Annotated in this window: 21 protein-coding genes; 12 read left to right on the top strand and 9 right to left on the bottom strand. The window is 63.7% G+C overall.

Annotated features, from left to right (window positions below):
* Positions 1-381: tetratricopeptide repeat protein (locus ACT6UX_RS28280; RefSeq protein ID WP_444778497.1), on the top strand; the 381-nt coding region annotated here is incomplete at its 5' end.
* A 103-nt stretch (positions 382-484) separates the two neighbouring features.
* Here the strand turns inward: ACT6UX_RS28280 and ACT6UX_RS28285 are convergent.
* The 3 genes from ACT6UX_RS28285 to ACT6UX_RS28295 all read right to left on the bottom strand — a co-directional run bounded on the left by ACT6UX_RS28285 (position 485) and on the right by ACT6UX_RS28295 (position 5,557).
* Positions 485-1,216, bottom strand: coding sequence for a competence protein CoiA family protein (locus ACT6UX_RS28285; RefSeq protein WP_444778498.1), 732 nt, complete (start codon positions 1,214-1,216; stop codon positions 485-487).
* Positions 1,217-1,373: 157 nt separating this feature from the next.
* Positions 1,374-4,004 (bottom strand): DEAD/DEAH box helicase, encoded by a 2,631-nt coding sequence (locus ACT6UX_RS28290; RefSeq protein ID WP_444778499.1) that lies wholly within the window; start codon positions 4,002-4,004, stop codon positions 1,374-1,376.
* 11 nt (positions 4,005-4,015) lie between these two features.
* Complete coding sequence (locus ACT6UX_RS28295) at positions 4,016-5,557, bottom strand: site-specific DNA-methyltransferase (RefSeq protein WP_444778500.1); 1,542 nt, start codon at positions 5,555-5,557, stop codon at positions 4,016-4,018.
* 235 nt (positions 5,558-5,792) lie between these two features.
* On the opposite strand from ACT6UX_RS28295, the gene ACT6UX_RS28300 reads away from it, so the two are divergent.
* The 3 genes from ACT6UX_RS28300 (at position 5,793) to ACT6UX_RS28310 (ending at position 7,414) form a co-directional block, all read left to right on the top strand.
* Complete coding sequence (locus ACT6UX_RS28300; RefSeq protein ID WP_444778501.1) at positions 5,793-6,215, top strand: nuclear transport factor 2 family protein; 423 nt, start codon at positions 5,793-5,795, stop codon at positions 6,213-6,215.
* Positions 6,216-6,571: 356 nt separating this feature from the next.
* Positions 6,572-6,745: a hypothetical protein gene (locus ACT6UX_RS28305; RefSeq protein ID WP_444778502.1), complete on the top strand. Its 174-nt coding sequence runs from the start codon at positions 6,572-6,574 to the stop codon at positions 6,743-6,745.
* Positions 6,746-6,757: 12 nt separating this feature from the next.
* A complete protein-coding gene (locus ACT6UX_RS28310; protein ID WP_444778503.1) occupies positions 6,758-7,414 on the top strand; it encodes a Fic family protein in 657 nt (218 codons plus the stop codon).
* 47 nt (positions 7,415-7,461) lie between these two features.
* Here the strand turns inward: ACT6UX_RS28310 and ahpF are convergent, their stop codons facing one another.
* Together ahpF and ahpC are read right to left on the bottom strand one after the other, a co-directional pair.
* Entirely contained in the window at positions 7,462-9,042 is a 1,581-nt protein-coding gene (gene ahpF, locus ACT6UX_RS28315; RefSeq protein ID WP_444778504.1) for an alkyl hydroperoxide reductase subunit F, read from the bottom strand.
* A gap of 70 nt (positions 9,043-9,112) precedes the next feature.
* Positions 9,113-9,682: an alkyl hydroperoxide reductase subunit C gene (gene ahpC / locus ACT6UX_RS28320; protein ID WP_444778505.1), complete on the bottom strand. Its 570-nt coding sequence runs from the start codon at positions 9,680-9,682 to the stop codon at positions 9,113-9,115.
* Between the two features lie 114 nt (positions 9,683-9,796).
* On the opposite strand from ahpC, the gene ACT6UX_RS28325 reads away from it, so the two are divergent.
* A complete protein-coding gene (locus ACT6UX_RS28325; protein ID WP_444778506.1) occupies positions 9,797-10,678 on the top strand; it encodes a hydrogen peroxide-inducible genes activator in 882 nt (293 codons plus the stop codon).
* A 143-nt stretch (positions 10,679-10,821) separates the two neighbouring features.
* Here the strand turns inward: ACT6UX_RS28325 and ACT6UX_RS28330 are convergent, their stop codons facing one another.
* Together ACT6UX_RS28330 and ACT6UX_RS28335 are read right to left on the bottom strand one after the other, a co-directional pair.
* Positions 10,822-11,127: a hypothetical protein gene (locus ACT6UX_RS28330; protein ID WP_444778507.1), complete on the bottom strand. Its 306-nt coding sequence runs from the start codon at positions 11,125-11,127 to the stop codon at positions 10,822-10,824.
* A gap of 6 nt (positions 11,128-11,133) precedes the next feature.
* Positions 11,134-11,460 carry a hypothetical protein gene (locus tag ACT6UX_RS28335; RefSeq protein ID WP_444778508.1) on the bottom strand — a complete coding sequence of 109 codons (327 nt, stop codon included), beginning with the start codon at positions 11,458-11,460 and terminating at the stop codon, positions 11,134-11,136.
* Between the two features lie 109 nt (positions 11,461-11,569).
* On the opposite strand from ACT6UX_RS28335, the gene ACT6UX_RS28340 reads away from it, so the two are divergent.
* From ACT6UX_RS28340 to ACT6UX_RS28360, 5 genes are read left to right on the top strand one after another with little or no spacing between them, the layout of a single operon-like run.
* A complete protein-coding gene (locus tag ACT6UX_RS28340; RefSeq protein WP_444778509.1) occupies positions 11,570-12,244 on the top strand; it encodes an MSMEG_1061 family FMN-dependent PPOX-type flavoprotein in 675 nt (224 codons plus the stop codon).
* Positions 12,226-13,149 (top strand): fatty acid desaturase, encoded by a 924-nt coding sequence (locus ACT6UX_RS28345; protein ID WP_444778510.1) that lies wholly within the window; start codon positions 12,226-12,228, stop codon positions 13,147-13,149. The genes ACT6UX_RS28340 and ACT6UX_RS28345 overlap by 19 nt, the downstream gene beginning before the upstream one ends.
* Before the next feature lie 9 nt (positions 13,150-13,158).
* Positions 13,159-14,130, top strand: a complete 972-nt coding sequence (locus ACT6UX_RS28350) for an alpha/beta fold hydrolase (protein WP_444778511.1) — start codon at positions 13,159-13,161, stop codon at positions 14,128-14,130.
* Entirely contained in the window at positions 14,123-15,565 is a 1,443-nt protein-coding gene (locus ACT6UX_RS28355) for a thioredoxin family protein (RefSeq protein ID WP_444778512.1), read from the top strand. Before ACT6UX_RS28350 ends, ACT6UX_RS28355 begins: the two co-directional genes overlap by 8 nt.
* A 13-nt stretch (positions 15,566-15,578) precedes the next feature.
* Positions 15,579-16,103 carry a UGSC family (seleno)protein gene (locus tag ACT6UX_RS28360; RefSeq protein ID WP_444778513.1) on the top strand — a complete coding sequence of 175 codons (525 nt, stop codon included), beginning with the start codon at positions 15,579-15,581 and terminating at the stop codon, positions 16,101-16,103.
* Between the two features lie 181 nt (positions 16,104-16,284).
* Here the strand turns inward: ACT6UX_RS28360 and ACT6UX_RS28365 are convergent, their stop codons facing one another.
* Positions 16,285-17,343 (bottom strand): alpha/beta fold hydrolase, encoded by a 1,059-nt coding sequence (locus tag ACT6UX_RS28365; RefSeq protein WP_444778514.1) that lies wholly within the window; start codon positions 17,341-17,343, stop codon positions 16,285-16,287.
* Complete coding sequence (locus ACT6UX_RS28370; protein ID WP_444778515.1) at positions 17,324-19,768, bottom strand: DUF3772 domain-containing protein; 2,445 nt, start codon at positions 19,766-19,768, stop codon at positions 17,324-17,326. The genes ACT6UX_RS28365 and ACT6UX_RS28370 overlap by 20 nt, the downstream gene beginning before the upstream one ends.
* Before the next feature lie 184 nt (positions 19,769-19,952).
* Between ACT6UX_RS28370 and ACT6UX_RS28375 the strand changes: the two genes are divergently transcribed.
* The gene (locus ACT6UX_RS28375; protein ID WP_444778516.1) at positions 19,953-21,056 is read left to right on the top strand and encodes a malate/lactate/ureidoglycolate dehydrogenase; all 1,104 of its coding nucleotides are present in this window, start codon (positions 19,953-19,955) and stop codon (positions 21,054-21,056) included.
* 30 nt (positions 21,057-21,086) lie between these two features.
* Positions 21,087-21,707 carry a glutathione S-transferase gene (locus ACT6UX_RS28380; RefSeq protein ID WP_444778517.1) on the top strand — a complete coding sequence of 207 codons (621 nt, stop codon included), beginning with the start codon at positions 21,087-21,089 and terminating at the stop codon, positions 21,705-21,707.

Consider the following 21,707-nt stretch of genomic DNA (forward strand, 5'->3'; position numbering starts at 1 on the left):
CCGCAGGACCGCGCCGGCTGGCTGCGCCTGGCCAATGCCTGGAAGGTGCTGGGCGAGAACGCCAACGCCGCCGACGCCTACGCCCGCGCCGACACGCTGGCCCCCGTCGACGCGCGCATCCTGGCCGACTGGGCCGAGGCGCATGTGCGCCAGCTGGCGCCCGGCGCGGTCCCGTCAGCCCAGGCCGTCGCCGTGCTGGAGCGGCTGGAGAAGGCCGAGCCGCGCAACGCGCTGGCCCTGTTCTACCTGGGCGTCGCCGCCGAGGCCGCGGGCAACAAGCCGGCGGCGCTGCAGCGCTGGAAGACGCTGCTGGCGCTCCTTCCGGCGGATGCCCCGATCCGCGGGATGCTAGAGGAGAGGATCAAGGCGGCGGGGGGATGAGGCTGAAGCCAGCGATAGGATTGCAGGGGACGCAATGCCAGTTGCTGTGTCAGCGAAGCCACCTTCTGGATGCGGAATACAATCCAACAGTGACCCCGCCCGGCTAAAAGCGGCGCGACCGGCGAATGTACGGAAGAAAGCCTGAGGTGCTTCGGTTTGGCTGGTGTTGCACGGCCGCTACAGGCGCCTTGTGAGTGTGGTTTTCGATACGGATAGGCTGGAAGGGCATTGCCTTATGAAGCATCTCCGTGAAGGCGTTGACGGCCACGGGCGTAAGAAGCAATCCCATTTCAGTGTTCGGATGCAACCACCATACGGCTTTATCTCCAAAATCCAGAAACACGTCGACCGGTCGACCGGCCCAATCGCGCAATAGCGCGCAATCTACTGCCTGGCCGGAATAGACTAGCGGATGGTTGGTTCGCCGCAGCGTTTTCTTAAAGCTGGGTAGATCGCGCTTCCGGGCGAGCCCATCTACCACCCAGATCATGTTTTTGTAGAAAAACTCACGCGCGCGGCGTTCATCGTCTTTCAGTCGCGAATGCTGGAATTCGACCACCCGACCATCCGGCGTCTTTACATCAGCGATGTGCTTCTCGCCGTCGTCGGCATGAAGAATGATTTCCTGCCATTCGCTTGGGAATCTACCTTTCCAAGCAACATGCCATTCTGACTCTTCCCACCAAGGATCGCACTGGCGACGACCTTGATGGGCCCAATGCCAGGAGCGCAGCGGTCCGCATTTGGAAATTACTGGGGAGGTGCATGTTTGGCATACACCTGCAAGGGCGGGACTAGCTTTACTGCGCAATCCGTCGATCAGGGCAAACTGCATGTAAACCTCCGAGGCAAAGACAACCACGAGCTACTGCCTGACTGTCGCCAAGCGCGAAGCTACCGAGTGCCGATGGAGGTGCGACCTGCCGCGATTCTTCTTAGGGCCAGCTTTTCCGGCTTCTTCTTGCTTCTCAGTCCATCGAAATCTTGAAACATCAACTCCCGACTTTCGCCGCAAGTTGTGCATGCATATCTTTGCCTGCAATCTCTTTCTCGACAACAACAAAAATGCCCTTGCTGGCGCTAGCTCGCTCCCAAAGCGCACCAATGGTCCGCTTCTCGTTGGTGTCAGCACCCTCGGCTGTGAGCGCGCCCTTGTATTCGACGACCAGTCGGCGGCCGTCCGTTAATTCGGCAATGAAATCGGGATAGAACTTGTCAGTGGCAGTCGGAAGCCAAAACGAGTTGGGATGGCGGGCTATGTTGCGCAGCCAATATTTAACGTTGGGCAATCGCTCCAAGGCCTGAGCGCATTGATACTCTTCGCCGGTTTCATTTCCATCAAAAGCCGGAACGCGATCGGAGCCGAGGAAGTGCTTCTCGAACTTGAAGCGACCGCGATAACGCAGGATTCCTTCATCGGCATACATTTTGTCGTCGAAGGAAAAGCCCTTGTCGAAAGAGATTTCGACCTTTGACTCTGGCGCGAACAAGTAGCGTTGGTATGCACTTGTCCGTTCAGATTGACGCGCGGCAGCGATACGCTCACGCAGTTGCCGCGCCAGCACAAATTTGGTCCGCATAAGCGCGGTCATAGAGATTTTACGAGCGCTAACGAGGTAACCGATGCAATCCCGAAGCCATCGGAGCATCTGGGTTTGCACGATATCCGGCTGGCGCAATTGCCGGTCCAGCCATAGGGTCAGGTTCTCAGGAGTCCAACCTTCCGCCGGCACATCGAGGACAAGTTGTTTCGCCTCGCTAATGAACTGATAAGCGACCCGCTGTCCGTCCAGATCAATCTGAAAGCTGCTTGCCGTCTCCGTGATATTGAATTCGTGCTCTGACATTCGCGCAGGATGGTCAGTTAGTCGCCAGTCCGTGTACTCCATGAGAATATCGGTATCGGCGAATTCCAAACTGCCCTGAACCCAGGTCATGAGCCGAGGTACGACGAAGGGCACTCCCGACTCTGATGCGGGAGCTAGCTCTTTGTTGTCGATGCGAAACTTCTGCACAGCCAGAGAAAAGCCGCTCCGTTCGGACAGAGGGAGAATGGCCGCGATAGTCTTCTCAAGTTGCGCGTCTATCTGTCCGCTAATACGAAGTTCGACAGAGCCGTTGCCGACGTCCCTAATGCTAACGCCCGGAGTGTCGCTCAAGATCTCCAATGAGCCACTCGGAACTGCCATCGTATGGTTGAACTGTTGGGCTGCGCGCTGGCTAGAGCCGAAGAGACTATCCGTGCTGAATTCCGTCTGAACAACGACCGCCTGCTGGGCTTCTTCTTCTTCGAATCCCATATCGATCAGCTTATCGGTTAGCGTTTGGGCGGCTGCCCCGAACTTAGTTTCCGACACATGAGCATACGCACGATTCAGGGCGACAGCTTTACGCCGCTTGGCATATGGCATTCGAAGAACGCGACCCAATAACTGCTCGACATCCGTTGCGTTCTGTATCCGCGCCACGGAACAAAACACATAAGCAAAGGAGCAATCCCAGCCTTCTTTGAGCGCTTCGACAGTGATGATGTATTCGATCGGACATTTGGGATCGAATAAGTCGATACCGTCGAGCTCACGTTGATCGCCGGTGGCGATAGCGATGTGCTTCTCGTCGATCTGTTCGGCATCAATAAGATGCTTCTTCAAGACGTCATAGGTGACTTCTTGATCCTTCGATTGAGCCTGAAAAAGCACGATAGGTCTAATGTAGTCGGCTTCAGTGGAAGCCTCCTTAGCCAGAGCCGCGCGATCCGCCACCGCTCGGCTGACTGCGCTCTGCCAAGTGTCGTGTTCGGCCAGAACGATCGGCAGTTTGATCATCTCCGCGCTCTTCAGCTCCTGGGCGGTGACGCTGTGCAGGATATTGCTGTTCATACGCGGTGTAGCCGTGAACTCAACGACGGCACATGGACTGACACGCGTCTGCATTTCGCGCGTCAGTCCGGTTACTGCGTTGTGCGCTTCGTCGACGATCATTAGAGGCCGATGGATATGAAGCAGGTTCGCAAATGAATACTTGATGCTACCGCTTTCCAGGCGTTCTAAGCCCGGTGCATCGGCACGAATGGCCGAAAAGTGGGTCTCTAAATCTTCGTGATGCGCGTAAACCTTGCGGCCTTCGGTCTTGTCTACTCGCAACGTTTGGATCGTACCCACGATAACGCAGCAGTTATCTGAGATATCTTGCGGGGTGATCAGTGAAAAATCGGCAATGTCGAATACGCGTACTCGGCCTCCAAAGGAATCATCCATGGCTTGCCGGTAAGGGTGTCGTGTATTGCGAAGTGCCTCTACAGTTTGGTGGCGGATCGTGTTCGACGGCACGAGCCAAAGAACAATTGGGTAGTCCTTGCCGATCCAGGCGCGACGGACGATTTCAATGGTGTGGGCGCCGAGGATCGTCTTGCCACCGCCGGTTGGCAGCCGAAGACAAATGTAAGGAACCTGGGGGAGGCCTTCCAGCGGCCGGTAGTCACCTCGATATCGCCCGAGACGACGCGATTGCTCTGGAACATCGGTAACGATTGCATAGGCGTTGCGCGGCCCAGAAAGACTCGCTTCTTCTAAGAAGCAACGAAGCACGTCGAGAGTGTCGACTTGGTATTGCTTTAGCTGCATGGGCCAAACTCCTAGCGCCGCGCTTTCACGTCGTAGGGCGTCTGCTTGAACATGATGCCCTCGCGTTCGAGCGTTGATGGCATTAGGCGCGACTGCTCGCCGTACACTACTAATAGGCCTGAGAAGTCGCGGGCCAACGCGCCGATTTTGCTTCGAATGATTTCGAGTGTCGCTCGGGTCGGCACGTTGCCGCCATCGGGGCGTTTGTCACCAAGGATTCCGTTGTAAAGAAGGGCAAATGCTTGGCCATTGTGAATTCCCAGGAGAGGACCGCCACCAGCGTCATTCCAAGGAGTATTTGTTTCGCTGAACCAAACATGTGCGGCGAGTAGTGGAAAGCGAATGTCCGACCGAATGTGACCTTCTTCATCGAACACAGTTGGGCCTAGCTGGAAGAACCGAAATCCGCCGCCGCCCTTCCACTCAGTAGCTTCGGATATGCCACCTTGTTCGCCGTCTACAACCTTCTTTAGTCTCGGAGCACAATGGGAGACGGCGTGTTCTCCGACTTCGATGCCCACATAGCGTCGCCCCATCTTGTGTGCGACCGCCGCGGTAGTGCCCGATCCGAGGTGACTGTCGAGCACTAAGTCACCAGCGTTTGAGGCAAGAAACATAATGCGTTGAATCAGTCGCTCCGGCTTCGGAGTGAGAAAGACGTCACCACCAAAGAGCTCCACAATTTCTTTTTTCGCTTCCTGCGTGTGCCCAACTTCATCGTAGTGCCAGTACGTCTGAGGGGTTACGCCATCTTTAACTTCGGAGAGGAACCGTTTGATTTGTGGGATTGCGTTGCCGTCCCGGCCCCACCAGATGCGACGATCTTTGTCCATTTCTTTGAAGCGTTCCTCGGATACCCGCCAATAGTTGCCGCCAGGCGGACCGCTGATTGTGCGACCGCCGGGAGTCTGAATGGCGTATTTTCCGAGACTATAGAAGTTGCGAGCAGAGAGGTCGCTTGTCTTCCAAGGGCCGCGAGGATCGTCGTCTAGATTTCTATAGGCTTTGTTCTGCTTCTCGCCGCGAGGGAGTAACTTCGGAGCCCAATCGGCAGCATTTTTTGCGTAGACTAGGATATAGTCATGATCCGAGGAAAAGTGTCGAGCTGAAGACTTGGGAGAATAGTTTTTTCGCCAAATTATCGTTTCGACGAAATTATGCCGGCCAAACACTTCGTCCATTACGACCTTAAGATAGTGTCCCTCGTTGTCGTCAATCGATACCCAAATTGATCCGTCCTCGGAAAGTAGCTCACGCAACAGCTCGAGCCTCGGCCACATCATGGCTAGCCACTGAGTGTGTTCTAGATTGTCATCGTAATGTTCGAACGCAGATTTCGTATTGTAGGGCGGATCGATGTAGATGCACTTTACACGACCGGCGTAGAACGGCAGCAGAGCCTTAAGTGCTTCAAGGTTGTCGCCCTGAATCAGCATATTGCCAGCGTTGAGGTCACCGGCCCCTAGTGTCGGAATTTCCTCAAGCAGCCGATAAGGCACGCTCTTCGCTGCTTGAGTATCTAGATCTCTAGTCAACCAGTGGAGTGTCGGCATCAATTGCTTTCTTAGCCGATTTATCAGGTCTTGGGGCGTTCGAATTTGCCGATTTTTCAACTTCGTTTAGCGCATCTAAACACGGAATAGGATGGGGCTAGTGGCGGTCGCTCCACGTGATGTGTAGGGCGAGTACGAAGTCCAGCTCGCACGCTCTCATTACCTCCCAGACAATCGCCGCCTCGCCTGTGCTGGCCTATCTCCCGCGTGGATCAACCATCCGCAGGAGGAAGCCATGTCCCATCCCACCGCCACGCCGGAGGCCGTCGTCGAGGCCTACGTCGCCACCTGGAACAAGACCGATCCCGCGCGCCGCCGCGCCGGCCTCGCCGTGGCCTGGAGCGAGACGGGGATCTACCGCGATCCGGTGATGGCGGGCGACGGGCCGGCCGGGATCGATGCCATGCTGGCGGGCGTGCAGGCGAAGTTCCCGGGCTTCGTGCTCGCGCGCACCTCGAAGATCGACACGCACGGTGGTTCCCTGGGCGGTTCCCCGGGCGGCCCCTCCGGCAGCGCGGGGGCGCGCTATCTGCGCTTCACCTGGTCGCTGGGTCCGGCCGGCGGGCCCTCGGTCGTCGAGGGCGTCGATTTCTGCACCCTGGCGCCGGACGGGCGGCTCGCCTCCGTGGTCGGCTTCATCGACAAGATGCCGGGGTGAGGCCGCGGGCGGCGGGCGCCGATTCGGGTGCGTAGACGAAATATTCGAAATAAACGAAACAACTGAAACGGATGTCGCACCCCTACGTGCGACTCGGTCGCAATTGGCTATTTCCCGTCGTCCCGAGGCGGGATTTACCCCGCCCGAACCGGAGCGCGCGGCGCGAAGAGACGACAGGTAGATTTTGCAGGCGCTTCCCGGGCCGGCGAGGGCCCGGGGTCGTCTGCCATGCGGCCTAAGCTGCTTTCTTCATCTCGACCCGCGGGGCCCAGATTGATGAGGTTTGTTGCCGGTGTTACAGTGAAAAGCTAGAGCGAGCAGGCAGCCTAGTTCGTTGATTTATCAGGAGGTTTCCCATGAGCGAGAATCTGGAATTTCTCCTGGAGCAGGCCAAGAAAGTGAAGATGACCCCGGCTCAGCAGGAAGAGCAGAGGAGGAGCTTCGCCTATGGCAATACCAAGATCGAAAACGATCTGATCACGCGCCAGATGATCGATGAGGCGGCGGACCGTCTGGCCAAGAAGGGCTGAACGGCGTAGCGCATGAGTGAAGACCGTCACAGCCGGTCGGTCGCCGAACCGCTCATCACCGACAAGCTGGAACGGGCGAAGCGTGAGTCCGAGAATGGACTGCGCCAGATCGACTTGGTTCTGGAGCGGGCCGGGCGGCACATCGGGCCCAACGCCGAGCCCTTCAAGCTCCGCCCGTCGCTGCTTCTCATGTTGAATCGCGCAGCAGTCGAGGGCATCGAAGCGACGGCAGGTGCTTTTCGCACGGGCCGGATGGAGATCTTCGGCAGCAAGCACAAGCCCCCGATCGGTGCGGACGTCCCCGAGCTGGTCGAAGAGCTGTGCCACTATGTCAACGAGCGCTGGTCGACGGCGAGTGCCGCCCATCTGGCGGCTTACGTCATGTGGCGGATCAACTGGATCCACCCCTTCGACGATGGGAACGGGCGTACGGCGCCCGCCGCATCATATCTCGTCCTGCTGGCGAAAACTGGAAGCATTCTGCCCGGTGCAAAGACCATTCCGGCAAGAATCGCGGCTTCGAAGAATTCCTACTACTTCGCGCTCGAGAAGGCCGACAAAGCCTATGCGAAAGACAAGGCGATCGACGTGTCCGAACTCGAAGGGATCGTCGTGTCCGCCCTTGCGGGTCAGCTCGCGGACGTCGTCATGGACGCCCGCGGCGGCTGATTGCGGTGCCTCACCGGGCCGTTGCCGGCCCGGTGGGTTCGCTTCAACTAAGCCGCTTCCTTCACCTCGACCGGCGTGCTGCGGATCAGGTGGTCGAAGGCCGAGAGGGCGGCCTTGGCGCCCTCGCCCATGGCGATGACGATCTGCTTGTAGGGCACGGTCGTGGCGTCGCCGGCGGCGAAGATGCCGGGGACCGAGGTCTGGCCGCGGGCGTCGATCTCGATCTCGCCGCGCGGGCTGAGCTCGATCGCGCCCTTCAGCCACTCGGTGTTGGGCACCAGGCCGATCTGCACGAAGATGCCCTCGAGCTCGATCGTCTTCTGCTCACCGGTGGTGCGGTCCTTGTAGGCGAGGCCGGTCACCTTCGCGCCGTCGCCGTGCACCTCGGTCGATTGCGCCGAGACGATCACCGTGGCGTTGGGCAGCGAGCGCAGCTTGGCCTGCAGCACCGCGTCGGCGCGCAGCTGGCTATCGAACTCGATCAGCGTGACGTGGCTCACCAGGCCGGCGAGGTCGATCGCCGCCTCGACGCCGGAATTGCCGCCGCCGATCACCGCCACCCGCTTGCCCTTGAACAGCGGGCCGTCGCAGTGCGGGCAGTAGGCCACGCCCTTGTTGCGATACTCGGCCTCGCCGGGGACGTTCATCTGCCTCCAGCGCGCGCCGGGCGAGAGCACGATCGTCTTCGCCTTGAGCGTGGCGCCGCTCTGCAGCTCGACCGTGGCCAGGCCGCCCGGCGTGGTCGCGGGGATCAGCTTGGTGGCGGTCTGCAGGTCCATCACGTCGACCTCGTAGTCCTTGACGTGTTGGCTCAGCGCGGCGGCCATCTTCGGGCCCTCGGTGTGCGAGACCGAGATGAAGTTCTCGATGCCCATCGTATCCAGCACCTGGCCGCCGAAGCGCTCGGCGGCAATGCCGGTGCGGATGCCTTTTCGCGCGGCATAGATGGCCGCGGCTGCGCCGGCGGGGCCGCCGCCGACCACCAGCACGTCGTAGGGCTTCTTCGCGGCGATCTCCTCGGCCGCGCGGTCGTTGGCGCCGGTGTCGAGCTTGGCCAGGATCTGCTCCAGGCTCATGCGGCCCTGGCCGAACGGCAGGCTATTGAGGAAGATCGAGGGCACGGCCATCACGCCGCGCTTCTCGACCTCGTCCTGGAACAGGGCGCCGTCGATCGCCGTGTGGCGGATGCGCGGGTTCAGCACGCTCATCAGGTTCAGCGCCTGCACCACGTCGGGGCAGTTCTGGCACGACAGCGAGAAATAGGTCTCGAACGTGTAGTCGCCGTCGAGGTTCTTCACCCGCTCGATCGTCTCCTGCGCTTCCTTGCTCGGATGGCCGCCGACCTGCAGCAGCGCCAGCACCAGCGAGGTGAATTCATGGCCCATCGGGATGCCGGCGAAGCGGACCGAGATGTCGGTGCCGGGCCGCACGATGGCGAAGGAGGGCTTGCGCATGTCCTCGTCGGCCTCGGCGAAGCTCACCTTGTCCGACAGGCTGGCGATCTCCAGCAACAGCTCCCGCAGCTCGGCCGACTTCGCGGAACCGTCGAGCGAGGCCACCAGCTCGACCGGCATGGTCAGGCGCTCGAGATAGCCCTTCAACTGCGTCTTGAGGTTGGCGTCCAACATGGGAGGTACTCCTACTGAAATGTCGCGAAGCGGAGTGGAGGGGCCTCCCGTGAGGCCCCTCCGCCCTTCGTTAGATCTTGCCGACCAGGTCGAGGCTGGGGGCGAGGGTCTTCTCGCCTTCCTTCCAGGCGGCCGGGCAGACTTCGCCCGGATGGGCGGCGACGTACTGGGCGGCCTTGACCTTGCGCAGCAGCTCCGAGGCGTCGCGGCCGATGCCGCCGGCGGTGATCTCGACGATCTGGATCTTGCCGTCCGGGTCGACCACGAAGGTGCCGCGATCGGCCAGGCCGGCTTCCTCGATCATCACGCCGAAGTTGCGGGTGATGGCGCCGGTCGGGTCACCGACCATGACGTAGTCGATCTTCTTGATCGCTTCCGACGTGTCGTGCCACGCCTTGTGGCTGAAGTGGGTGTCGGTCGAGACGCTGTAGATCTCGACGCCCAGCTTCTTGAACTCGGCGTAGCTGTTGGCCAGATCCTCGAGCTCGGTCGGGCACACGAAGGTGAAGTCGGCCGGGTAGAAGAAAACGACCGACCACTTGCCCTTGCCCTTCAGGTCGGCGTCGCTCACGTCGATGAACTTGCCCTTCTGGAAGGCGGTGGCCTTGAACGGCTTGATCTCGGTGTTGATGAGGGACATTGGCTTGAAACTCCTTGGTTTACTCTTGGCAACGGTTACTTAGGGGCATTCTAAGATCGTTTAAAGCGCAAAATACCGAATTGAATAATCGCCAAAAGCGATTATATGCCCGGCATGAAACCTATCCCGACACTGCGACAGCTCCGCTACCTGGTGGCGGTCGTGGATCGCTGCCATTTCGGGCAGGCGGCGGCGGCCTGCACGGTCAGCCAGTCGACCCTGAGCGCCAGCATCCAGGAGCTCGAGGAGCTTCTGGGCGCGCCCCTGCTTGAACGGACCAAGCGCTCGGTGGTGCCGACGGCGCTGGGCCGCAAGGTCGCCGAACGCGCCCGCGGGCTGCTGAAGGGTGCCGAGGATCTGATGGATGTGGCCCAGGCGGCGCGCGACCCGCTGTCGGGGCCGCTGCATCTCGGCGTCATCCCGACGATCGGCCCGTTCCTGCTGCCGCGCGCCATGCCGAAATTGCGTGAAGACTTCCCCAAGCTGCAGCTCTATCTGCGCGAGGATCAGACCGCGCGGCTGCTGGAGCGCCTGGAGTCGGGCGAGCTTGATGCGGTGCTGCTGGCGCTGCCCTATGCGCTGGGCGATCTCGAAGTGATGGATCTCGGCGCCGACCGGTTCTCGATCGTCTATCCCGCGGGACACACCCCGGCGGTCAGCATCGCCGACGAGAATCTGTTGCTGCTGGAGGACGGCCACTGCCTGCGCGACCAGGCGCTGGCGGCCTGCGAACTGGAGGGCGCGCGGCGCAATGCCGGCTTCAACGGCACCAGCCTGCATACGTTGGCGCAGATGGTGGCGAATGGGCTCGGCGTGACGCTGATGCCGCAGATGGCGCTCGACGCCGGCATCCTGCGCGGCCTCGACGTCACGGTGCGGCCGCTGGTCGGCGCCGTCCCGCATCGCCGTATCGGTCTGGTGTGGCGGCGCTCCTCGGCGCGCACCGAAACCTTCCGCGCTTTGGGAGAGGCGCTGAAAGATGAACTCGCGATGTGATGAAGAAGCAGACCAGCTCTGCAGGATTGATTCGCCAGCACCCACAGGCGCTCGTGCTACGTCGGAAATGCAGAGAATAAAGGCCTGTGCGCCCGACCGCGGATCTCGCGGTCGGGCTCTTTTTTGTCCAGGCGCTGCCGCCGTTACGGCTGCTGGCCGGGAGCCGGCGAAACCGGTTCTGGCGTCGGCGTGGCCGGGATCGGCGCCACCCTCGGCACGGTCGGCGTGCGGGTCTCGTTAGTCTGCGCATCGATCGCCGCGGGAGACGGGTTACGCGCCAGATCGGTCCGCTCGGCGCGATCGCCCGAGAAGAACATCAGGCCTGCTGCCGCCACGATCGCGGCCACCACGCCCACCACCAGATAGAGTCCTCGGCTCGGCGAGCGCGGCTCGAAAGCCACGTCGTCTTCCGGGAGGGTTCTGTTGAGCCTTGGTTCATGATCGCTCATCCCGCCTTACTCCTGGGGTGCCGCCGGCGCCGTGGCCGGAGCCGGGGTGGCGGGGTTCGCCGGGAGCGGAATCGAGGCCGGACGATCGGCGTCCGGCGTCAGGCCCGGCCTGTCCGTCACCGTACGCTCGATCGGAGCCGGTGCCTGGGCCTGCTCGGGGCCGATCGTGCCGTTCTGCGGCGTGCCGAAATAGAGGAAGCCGCCGACCAGCGCGACGCCGGCCAGCGCCGCCAGCAGGATATAGCCGGGACGGCCGTTGTTCGGGGCGTCATCGGGGTCGGTCGGATTGTAGCCCGGACGGCCCGGACCCGGATTCGGATCGTAATTGCTCATCTGGTCCTCCTTTTGCTGTGACTGGTGGACCAACGACTTCTCGCTCCAGATGGTTTCGCCGGAGGGGGGTGCCTGCTACCCTGCCTTGCAAATTCCGGAGGTCTAGAAAATGCCCGATTCGCTGCCTTTTTCGGCTCCCCCGACGCAACCGGCGCTGCTCGACGAAGAGGGCGCCCGGGCGCTGGTCGCCTCCTACGCGCCGGTCAGCACGACCGCCGCGGTCAAGGACATCGGCCGCATCGATGCGCATATGGGCCGCTTCATCGTCCTGTCGCCGATCTGCCTGATCGCCACCGCCGATGCCTCGGGCAAGCAGGACGTGACCCCGCGCGGCGATCCGCCGGGTTCGTTCAAGGTGCTCGACGAGAAGACGATCGCGCTGGCCGACCGGCCGGGCAATAACCGGCTCGATACGCTGCGCAATCTGCTGGAGAACCCGGAAGTCGCGCTGATCTTCTTCCTGCCCGGCGTCAACGAGACGGTGCGGGTGGCGGGCACGGCGCGCCTCTCGGTCGATCCGGCGCTGCTCGACTCGATGGCGGTGCAGGGCAAGGCGCCGAAATGCGCCATCGTCGTCTCGGTGCGCCAGGCCTACCTGCACTGCGCCAAGGCGCTGCTGCGCTCGCGCCTGTGGTCGCCGGACTATGTCCAGCCCAAGGGCACCTTCCCCTCGATCTCGCGCATGGTCGGCGACCAGATCGGCTTGAGCGAGGACGAGAAGAAGAAGCGCGAGGCCGCTACCGAGCACGCGTACAAGGAGGGCCTATGGGCGCCTATACAGTAACCGGCCAGCGCGCCCGCCAGATGCGGGTGGTGCCGGCGGAGGTGCTGAAGCGCCTCTATGCCCGCGACGATACCAAGGGCCTGATGCAGACGGCGGCGCATCTCGCGCTGCTGGTGCTGGGCGGCTGGCTGGTGCTGGAGACGCGCGGCACCTGGTGGGTGCTGCCGGCGCTGCTGCTGCAGGGCATCTTCGTCAATTCACTGTTCGGCGCCATGCACGAGTCGGTGCATTACGGCTCGTTCAAGACCCGCTGGATGGCCGACCTGCTGGCCTTCTTCTCGGGCGCGGCGATCCTGAACAATGCCGGCTTCTACCGGCACTATCACCTCGCCCATCACCGCTACACCCAGGATCCCGACCGCGATCCCGAGTTGATCACCTCGGGGACCCCGCGGACCTGGAAGAACTATCTCTTCCGCATCAGCTCGATCCCGTTCCTGATGATCCGCGTGCGCGACATCTTCCTGTTCCCGTTCGGCTTCCGGGGTGACGTCACCTATATCCACGAGGCGGCGTGGCCCGAAGTGCGCCGTTGGGGCCGCTGGCTGCTCGCTCTCTATGCCGTGCTGATCGTGGGCTCGATCCTGCTGCGGACCGACGTGCTGCTCTGGGTCTGGTTCTTTCCGCTGCTGATCGGCCTGCCGCTGCTGCGGCTCTATCTCCTGACCGAGCACACGCTGTGCCCCAACAGCGACGACGGTTTCGCCAACACGCGCACGACGATCTCGAATCCGGCCGTGCGTTTCCTGATGTGGAACCTGCCGTACCACGCCGAGCATCACCTGCTGCCGAACATCCCGTTCCACCATCTGCCCGAGGCGCATCGGCATCTGCGGCCGCACCTGAAATATGTGGCCAGGAGCTATACCCAGACACAGGGAGAGATCATCCGCAGCTTCCGCTAAGGTCGAAGCATGCGGACGAACGAAGGAATCTGGTCGGCCGACAATGTCCGGCTGCAGCGCGGCGGCACCCTGAAGCAGGCCCGCATCGTGTGGAAGACCTACGGCACGCTGTCGCCCAAGCGCGACAACGTGATCCTCTATCCCACCAGCTACGGTGCCCATCACACCGATATCGAATGGCTGGTCGACGTCCGGCGCTGCCTCGATCCGAGCCGCTACTTCATCGTCATTCCCAACATGCTGACCAACGGCCTGTCGTCGTCGCCGTCCAACACGCCGGATTTTCCCGAGGTCACGACCTACGACAACGTCATGCTGCAGCGGCAGATGCTGGTGGAACTGTTCGCCATCGATCGGCTGAAGCTGGTCTATGGCTGGTCGATGGGCGCCCAGCAGGCCTATCACTGGGGCGCGCTGTTCGGCGAGGCGGTCGAGCGCATCGTGGTCAATTGCGGTTCGGCCAAGACCGCGCCGCATAATTTCGTCTTCCTCGAAGGCATCCGCACCACCCTGCAGGCCGCCGCGACGCCGCAGCAGGGGCTGCGGGCCATGGGCCGCATCTATGCCGGCTGGGCGCTCAGCCAGACCTTCTATCGCCGCGAGATGTGGCGCGGCCTGGGCTTCGAGAGCCTCGAGGATTTCCTCGTGCGCTCCTGGGAGGCCAACTTCCTGCGCCGCGACATGCACGACCTGCTGGCCCAGCTCTGGACCTGGCAGCACGGTGATATTTCGGCCAACGATCTCTATCGCGGCGATCTGCAGATGGCGCTGGCCGGCATCAAGGCCAAGGTGCTGCTGATGCCGTCGGCCACGGATCTTTATTTCCAGACCGACGACAACAGGGAAGAGTTGCCGTATCTGAAATACGGGAAGCTGGTGGAGATCCCGTCCGTATGGGGTCATCGCGCCGGCAACCCGCGCGACAATCCCGAGGATGCCGCGTTCATCGATGCCCAGGTGGAGGCTCTGCTGAATGATTGAGGTACTGCCCGCAGACGGGCTGGTGATCGTCGCCAAGCACGAGTGCCATACCTGCGTCCTCGTCGAGCCGGTGATGCAGCGCCTCGACAAAGCCGGCCCGCTCACGGTCATCACCCAGGACGATCCGGAATTTCCGCGTGGCGTCGGCCGCGTGCTCGACGACCAGCAGCTCGAACGGTCGTTTCATCTCAAGGTCGAAGCCGTGCCGACCCTGATCCGCTACGAAGGCGGTCGTGAGGTCGGGCGCACCGTGGGCTGGGATCGTGCCGAATGGACCCGGCTCGCCGGCGAAGCGGCCGCGGGCGAAGGCCTGCCGGCGTGGCAGCCCGGCTGCGGTTCGCGCAGCGTCGAGCCCGGCGTGCAGGAAGCGCTGATCGCGCGCTACGGCGATCCCGGCCTCGCGTCGCGAGAGATTCCGGTGGGCGAATGGGACGATCCCATCGAGGCCTGCTTCGAGCGTGGCTGGAGCGACGGCCTGCCCGTCGTCCCGCCGACCGACGAGCGCATCCTGCGCATGCTGGGCGGCACCGACCGCAAGCCCGACGAGATCGTCGGCCTGATTCCGCCCAACCTCGCGCCGTGTAGCGTCGAGAAGGTGGCGATCAACGCCGTGATGGCGGGCTGCAAGCCGGAATATCTTCCCGTCGTGCTGGGTGTGCTCGAGGCCGCCCTCGATCCCCTGTTCGTGCTGCACGGACTGCTCTGCACCACGCATTTTGCGGGGCCGCTGGTGATCATCAACGGCCCGGCCGCCAAGGCGGTCGGCATGAACTCCGGCATCAATGCGCTGGGCCAGGGCAATCGCGCCAACGCCACGATCGGGCGCGCGCTGCAGCTCATCGTGCGCAACGTGGGCGGCGGCCTGCCCGGCGGCATGGACCGCGCCACGTTGGGCAATCCCGGCAAGTACACGTTCTGCTTCGCCGAGGACGAATCCGATCCCGAGTGGGAGCCGCTGGCGCAACGCCGCGGCATCGCGGCCGGCAAGAGCGCCGTTACACTGTTCCATGCCGAAGGCGTGCACGGCTTCATCGACCAGAAGTCCCGCACGCCGGAAGAGCTCGCGCGCTCGCTGGCGATGGGCCTGTTCGGAGTCGGCCATCCCAAACTCTGCGACTCTGGCAACGCCGTGCTGGTGCTCTCGCCCGAGCACTACAGGATCTTCAAGGAGGGCGGCTGGAACCGCCGTCGCATCGAGGACGAACTCTATCAGGCCCTGAAGCGCCCCGGCCGCGACCTGATCCACGGCGCGCAGGGCGTGGCGGAAGGGCTGCCTGCCTCGATGGCCGACAAGATCGTCGACAAGTTTCCGCCTGACGGTCTGCTGATCGTTCGCGCCGGCGGCCCCGCCGGTCTATTCTCCGCCATCATCGGCGGCTGGCCCGGACAGCGCGTGCGCGAGGAATGCCAGGCCGTCACCCACGAAATTCGCTGAAGGACATCGTTCCATGAACTATTCGAGCAAGCTGCGCGATCCGACGTCCGAGACCTCGCCGACGCGCCGCGCCCGCCTCGCGCCGCCGTCCTCGCTCGACGGCAAGGTCGTGGCGCTGATGGATATCGGCAAGTCGGGTGGCGCGGTGTTCCTCGACCGGCTCGAGGGCCATTTCAGGTCGGCCGGCGTGGCGACCAAGCGTTACCGCAAGCCCACCAACACCAAGGTCGCGCCGACGTCGGTGCTGCAGACGATCGCGGCCGAGGCGCAGCTCGCGGTGATCGCCTTAAGCGATTGAGGCTCCTGTACATCGTGCAGTCTGCACGACCTTCATAGCCTCGACGGCCGCGGCCTCCCCGGCGTCAACATCGTGACCACCGAGTTCGTGGACGGCGTCACCGCGCAAAGCGATGCGCTGGGCTTCGAGCCGGCGGTCGTCTACGTGCCGCATCCGATCCAGAATCGGACGAAGGCCGAAGTCGAAGAAATCGCCGACCGCGCCTTCACCGAGGTGATGGCGCTGCTGAAGAGCGCTTAGGACAAACTGTCGTCCTGAGAGGCTGACCGGAAATGAACTGAATCGATTCAAGCACTTGCCTCATCCTGAGGAGCGCCGCGAAGCGGCGCGTCTCGAAGGATGGGCAACAGGCAAGGTGCGCGTTCCCACCCTTCGAAACACCTCGCTGCGCGAGGCTCCGGTCGAGACGAAGAAGTCTTTGCTAATCCTTCTCCGGCACGACGGCAGGCTGGACGGTCTCCTCGACGGCCGGGTCAGGCTCGGACTCGACGGGCGCGGACGACTGCGGCGGCAGCGGGGCGTTGGCCAGGAAGGCCGCGACGACGGCGGCGGTCGCGCGCGGCGCCTCTTCCATCGGGTTGTGGCCGAGATTCTCGAAGATCTCGAGCTTGGCGCCCTTGATGTCCTCCTGGAAGCGAAAGGCATCGACCACCGGCACCCATCGGTCCTTGGCGCCCCAGATGATCAGGGTCGGCACGTCGAGGCGCTTCAGGATCGTCGGATCGAGCGGTTCCTGGGTGCGGGCGCGCTGCAGGGTCGCTTCGCGATTGCCGGGGAAGCGCTGTAGCTCGGCGTAGCGCTTGACCCTCTCGGCCGTCACCATCGTGGGATCGGCATAGGCGTCGGCGAGCGACCGGCGGACCACGCCCTCCGGCTTGAAATAGATTCCGACGTCGCCGAGCAAGGGCGTGCGGGCCAGGCGGGTCGGCAGCGGGGCCTCGCCATCCTGGCGCGGATAGCCCGCGGCATCGACCAGCACGAGCTGTATGACGCGATCGGGTCGCGTGGCCGCAAAGGTCCAGGCGACGGCGGCGCCCAGCGAATGGCCGGCGACGACGACCTTGTCGAGGTGCAGCGTGTCGATCAGCACTTCGATGAAGTCGGCATAGGCCTCGACGGTATATTCGTCGCGCGGCCAGGTGCCGGTCAGGCCGTGCCCCGGCAGGTCGACGGAAATGACCCGCGCCTCCTTGCCCAGTTCGCGCGCCCAGCCTTCCCACATATGCAGCGAGCCGTTCGAACCGTGGATGAGCAAGATGGGCACGCCCTCGGGATTGCCCTGTTCGCGCACATGGGCGTTCACGCCGCCGACATCGACAAAACGCGACCGATCGTTGGCATAGCGCGCGATCAAGGTTTCGGGCGGCAGCGATGGCGCGTAGGCCCACATCGCCACGCCCGCGAACACCGCCGCCCCGAACAGCGCGTAGAGCGGCCAGCGCCGGGGCGGCGCCTCGTCCCTACGCCGCCGGGGGGCCATCGCCCGGCCTGTCGGTGGCGCCTTCCTTCGTCTCGGAGGAAGGATCTGCGTGCAGGGAGAAGTTCACCTTGTCGAGCCCACGCAGCCTGATCTCGGGAACCGCCGCGGGATTGATGATCTTCTGTCCGATCAGCCTGGCCAGGATGGCGCGGTTGAGGTCGTTGGTCACGATCAGCCTGTCCTCGAGACGGGCGACGAACACGAACAGTTCGAACTCGAGGCCATCGGAACCGACCTTGGCGAAACGCACGATCGGCGCAGGAATACGCAGCACGCGCGCGTGCGCCAGAGCGGCCTCGCGCAGGATCGTCTCCATGGCGTCGACGTCCGAGCCGACCGGCACGGTGAGCTTGATCTCGATGCGGCTCGACGTGTCGGAATAGGTGCGGTTAACGACCGGATTCTGCAGGAACATGCTGTTGGGCACGATGACGTGCGTGCGCTGGAACGTCTCGATCTCGGTGGCCCGGATGTTGATGCGCCGCACGAAGCCCTCGTGGCCGCTCACCGTCACCCAGTCGCCCGCCTTGATCGGCCGTTCGACCAGCAGGATGACGCCGGAAATCACGTTGTTGGCGATGTTCTGGAGTCCGAGGCCGATGCCGACCGACAACGCGCCCAGGACGATGGCCAGATTGGTGAAGTCGACGCCCAGCGCGGCGATGCCCACCAGGATGGCGATCATCACGCCGGCATAGTTGAGGCCGGCATCGATCGACTGGCGCAGCGGCATCGGCGCCTCGACGGTCGGCAGCACGCGGTCGCGCACGACGCTGCGGATCAGGCGCGCCAGCAGCATGCACACGAAGAAGGCGACGATCGCCATGCCGACATTGCCGAGCGAGATGGTGACGCCGCCGACCTTGACGCCCCGCACGAGGTGGCCCAGCCCGTCGAGCATCGCATCGGTGTCGACGTTCCAGGCCGCCGGGATGGCGATCCCCAGCAGCAGGACCAGGGCGGCGTCGAACAGCAGCAGCACCAGATACTGGCCGCGCAGCGTGCTGTCCGGTGCGAGGCCGAAGGCGCTGCGGACGAAGGTGCCGGAGGGCGTGCCTGGGGCGGCTGCCGCGTCGAGGAGATCGGCCACCAGCTTGTGCAGAAGGAAGGCGATCGCGATCAGCAGGCAGGTCGTGGAGATCGCCGTATGCAGATGGGCACCCAGGGTCGCGTAGCCGATCAGTGAACAGACGATCGACGACAGGACGGCGACGACCAGCAGCAGGCGTGTGACCGCCCACCAGGTTCCGCCGATCATCGGCGGCAGTTCGGAGCCTTCGGGGCGGTCGGCGTGCCAGGCGCGGTTCGACAGGGTCGGCAGGCTGAGCATGGCCACGACGGCCGTCAGCACGACGGCGCCGACCGAGGCGACCGCATCGCGACCCTCGCCGCGGCTGAGCGCGAGGTAGACGAATTCGAGCGGCAGGCTGATCGAGTAGAGTCGCCGGAGCGCCCGGGACAGATAATGGGCGCTGTCGTCGCTGAACGGCAGGGCGCGCCATTCGGGGCGTTCCGGCGAGAGGGCTGCGGAGGTCATGCCGAACACCAGCAGCAGCAGAATGAGGCGACCCACGGCGTCGGGGATCAGCGCATCGATCGGCGCGGGCGGATTGCTCGCGAGCAGGAGCTTGCCGATCAGCCAGACCGCCAGGATTGGTACCAGGACGAGCCCGAGGCCGTCGATGGCGCTGATGATGGCCTGGTCGTGCCGGGCGTCGATGTGCGTTCCGCCCCGGCCGAAGCGGCGGCGCAGGGCGCGCCCGACCCACCACAGGATGATCGTGAGCGCGGCCCACAGGCCGAGCGGCACCAGCTCCGGGCTGCCGGCGCTCAGGGTGAGGAAACCCTCATCGCTCCAGTTCGCCATAGCGCCGGTCAATGTCTTCACCGATGCCACGACCTGCGGGCCGATCTTGTGCCACACGCCGGGCGAGAGCGGAGACGGGTCGCGGCGGAGCAGGGTCTGCAGCACCAGTTCGCCGCGCAGCTTGGTCAGCCGCTCCAGCAACTGGTCGGCGCGGGCGATCACCACCTCGCTTTGTTTGACCCGGCTCTCGGCGATCGTGGCCTGTTCGGTCAGCCGCTCGCGATCGGCCTTCACGGCATCGGTCTCCGGCGGTGCGTCGGTGCCGGGCTTCAGGTCGAGGGGCGCCAGGAGTTTCCGCGTGTCGGCAAGGTCGTTGCGGGCGAAGGCGGCGGCGGCCATCGCGGCGGTGCGAACGTCGGTCGCCTGCTCGCGCAAACCGTCGATCTCGACCGGCAACAGATCCGCCTGCTCGGTGCGGGTGGCGATGCGGTCGAGCTGGCGACCCCAGAGTTCGGCGAGCTGACTAAAGGGCCGCTGCGGCTGCGGGACGGTCTGGGCGGAAGCCGCGACGCTTGCGAAGAGCAGCGCGAACCATGCGAGGCGAGCGAGAGACCGCATTCGGTGCGCAAATCCTAGAAACGACGAAAGGCTTTGCATGGTCACTACCACGGGTGGCCCGGAGCAAGCCACGACGCAGACTGTCTGGCTGCGCAGAAGGGCGAAATCAGGGCGCCGCTTCGGCGTTGACAGCGTCGTGGCGACGCGGAACCTTGCCGGCCGCAATATGAAGGGGAGACGAGAAATGGCCGAAGGGCAAGGATCCGTAGGCGAAATCCGCATCGAGCCCGGCCGGCTGCACGCTTTCACCATGGCGATCTGCCGGGCCGACGGCAGCTCCGCCGAAGAGGCGAAGCTGGTCGCCGACCATCTCGTGCTCGCCAACCTGTTCGGGCATGACAGTCACGGCGTCGGCATGATGCCGTCCTATATCCAGAACACGCTGAACGGTGCCTGCAAACGCAACCATCACGCCGCGATCGACCGCGACAACGGCGCGGTGATCGTGGTCGAAGGCGGCGCCGGTTACGGTCAGGTCATCGCCAAGGAGGCGATGGACATCGGCATCGAGCGGGCGAAGAAGCACGGCGTCTGTGTCGTCGGCCTGAAGAACTCCCATCACATCGGCCGGATCGGCCACTGGGGCGAGCAGTGCGCGCGCGCCGGGATGGTGAGCACACACTGGGTGAACGTGCATGGGCACAAGTCGCTGGTCGCGCCGTTCGGCGGCGCCGAGGCGCGCTTCACGACCAATCCCTACTGCACGGCCATCCCGCGCAAGGGACAGGAGCCGATCGTGCTCGACTTCGCGACCAGCCAGGTGGCGATGGGCAAGGTGAGGGTCGCCAACAACAAGAAGATCCAGATGGAGGAAGGCCTCCTGATCGACGCCGCCGGCAAGGCCACGACCGAACCGGGCGTGATGTACAACGCTCCCTACGGCGCCATCCTGCCGTTCGGCCTGCACAAGGGCGGCGGCCTGGCGGTGATCTGCGACCTGCTCGCCGGCGCGCTGACGGGTGGCCGTACGCACAGTCCGCGGACGATCAAGAAGGATGGCACCGACATCATCAACAACATGCTGTCGATCATCATCGATCCCGACTCGATGGGCGGTACCGCCTTCTTCGAGGACGAGGTCGACAATTTCATTGGCTGGGTGAAGTCGGCGAAGCCGCAGCCCGGCGTCGCCGAGGTGCTGGTGCCGGGCGAGCCCGAGCGGGCGCGCAAGCTCGATCGCGAGAAGAACGGCGTGCCGATCGACACGACCACCTGGCAGCAGCTCGTCGATACGGCCCGCAAGGTGCGCCTGAACGATACCGACATCCCGCAGATGGCCGGCGCCTGACGCGACCGGAGCCGACAGGAGAGACGGACCATGGCCAAGATGAAGCTCTACTACTCGCCGGCGTCGCCCTATGCCCGCAAGGTCAGGGTGCTGGCGATCGAGGCCGGCCTCGACAAGAAGATGGACATGGTGAACGTGGCCCTGACGCCGGTCGCGCCCAATGCCGACGTCGACAAGCACAATCCGATCGGCAAGATCCCGGCGCTGTCGATCAAGACCATGGACCTCTTCGATTCGCCCGTGATCTGCGAGTATCTCGACAGCCAGCACAAGGGCCGCAAGCTGTTCCCGCGCAAGGGCCGCGAACGCTGGATGGCGCTGCGCCAGCAGGCGATGGCCGACGGCCTGCTCGATGCCGCGCTGCTCGCCCGCTACGAAGGCTTCCTGCGGCCGGAGGAGAAGCGCTGGCCCGACTGGTCGAAGGGCCAGATGAAGAAGATCGACGGCGTGCTCGACCAGCTGGAGGCCGAATCCAAGGCGCTCAAGGGCAAGCCCACCATCGGCACCGTCTCGATCGGCTGTGCGCTGGGCTATCTCGACTTCCGCTTCGGGCATCACGACTGGCGCGCGAAGCGGCCGAAGCTCGCAAAGTGGTTCGCCGCCTTCGCCAAGACGCCGTCGATGAAGGCCACGGTTCCGCCGCCGGCCTGA

The sequence above is a fragment of the Reyranella sp. genome, from assembly GCF_052439685.1.
Taxonomy (GTDB): Bacteria; Pseudomonadota; Alphaproteobacteria; order Reyranellales; family Reyranellaceae; genus Reyranella.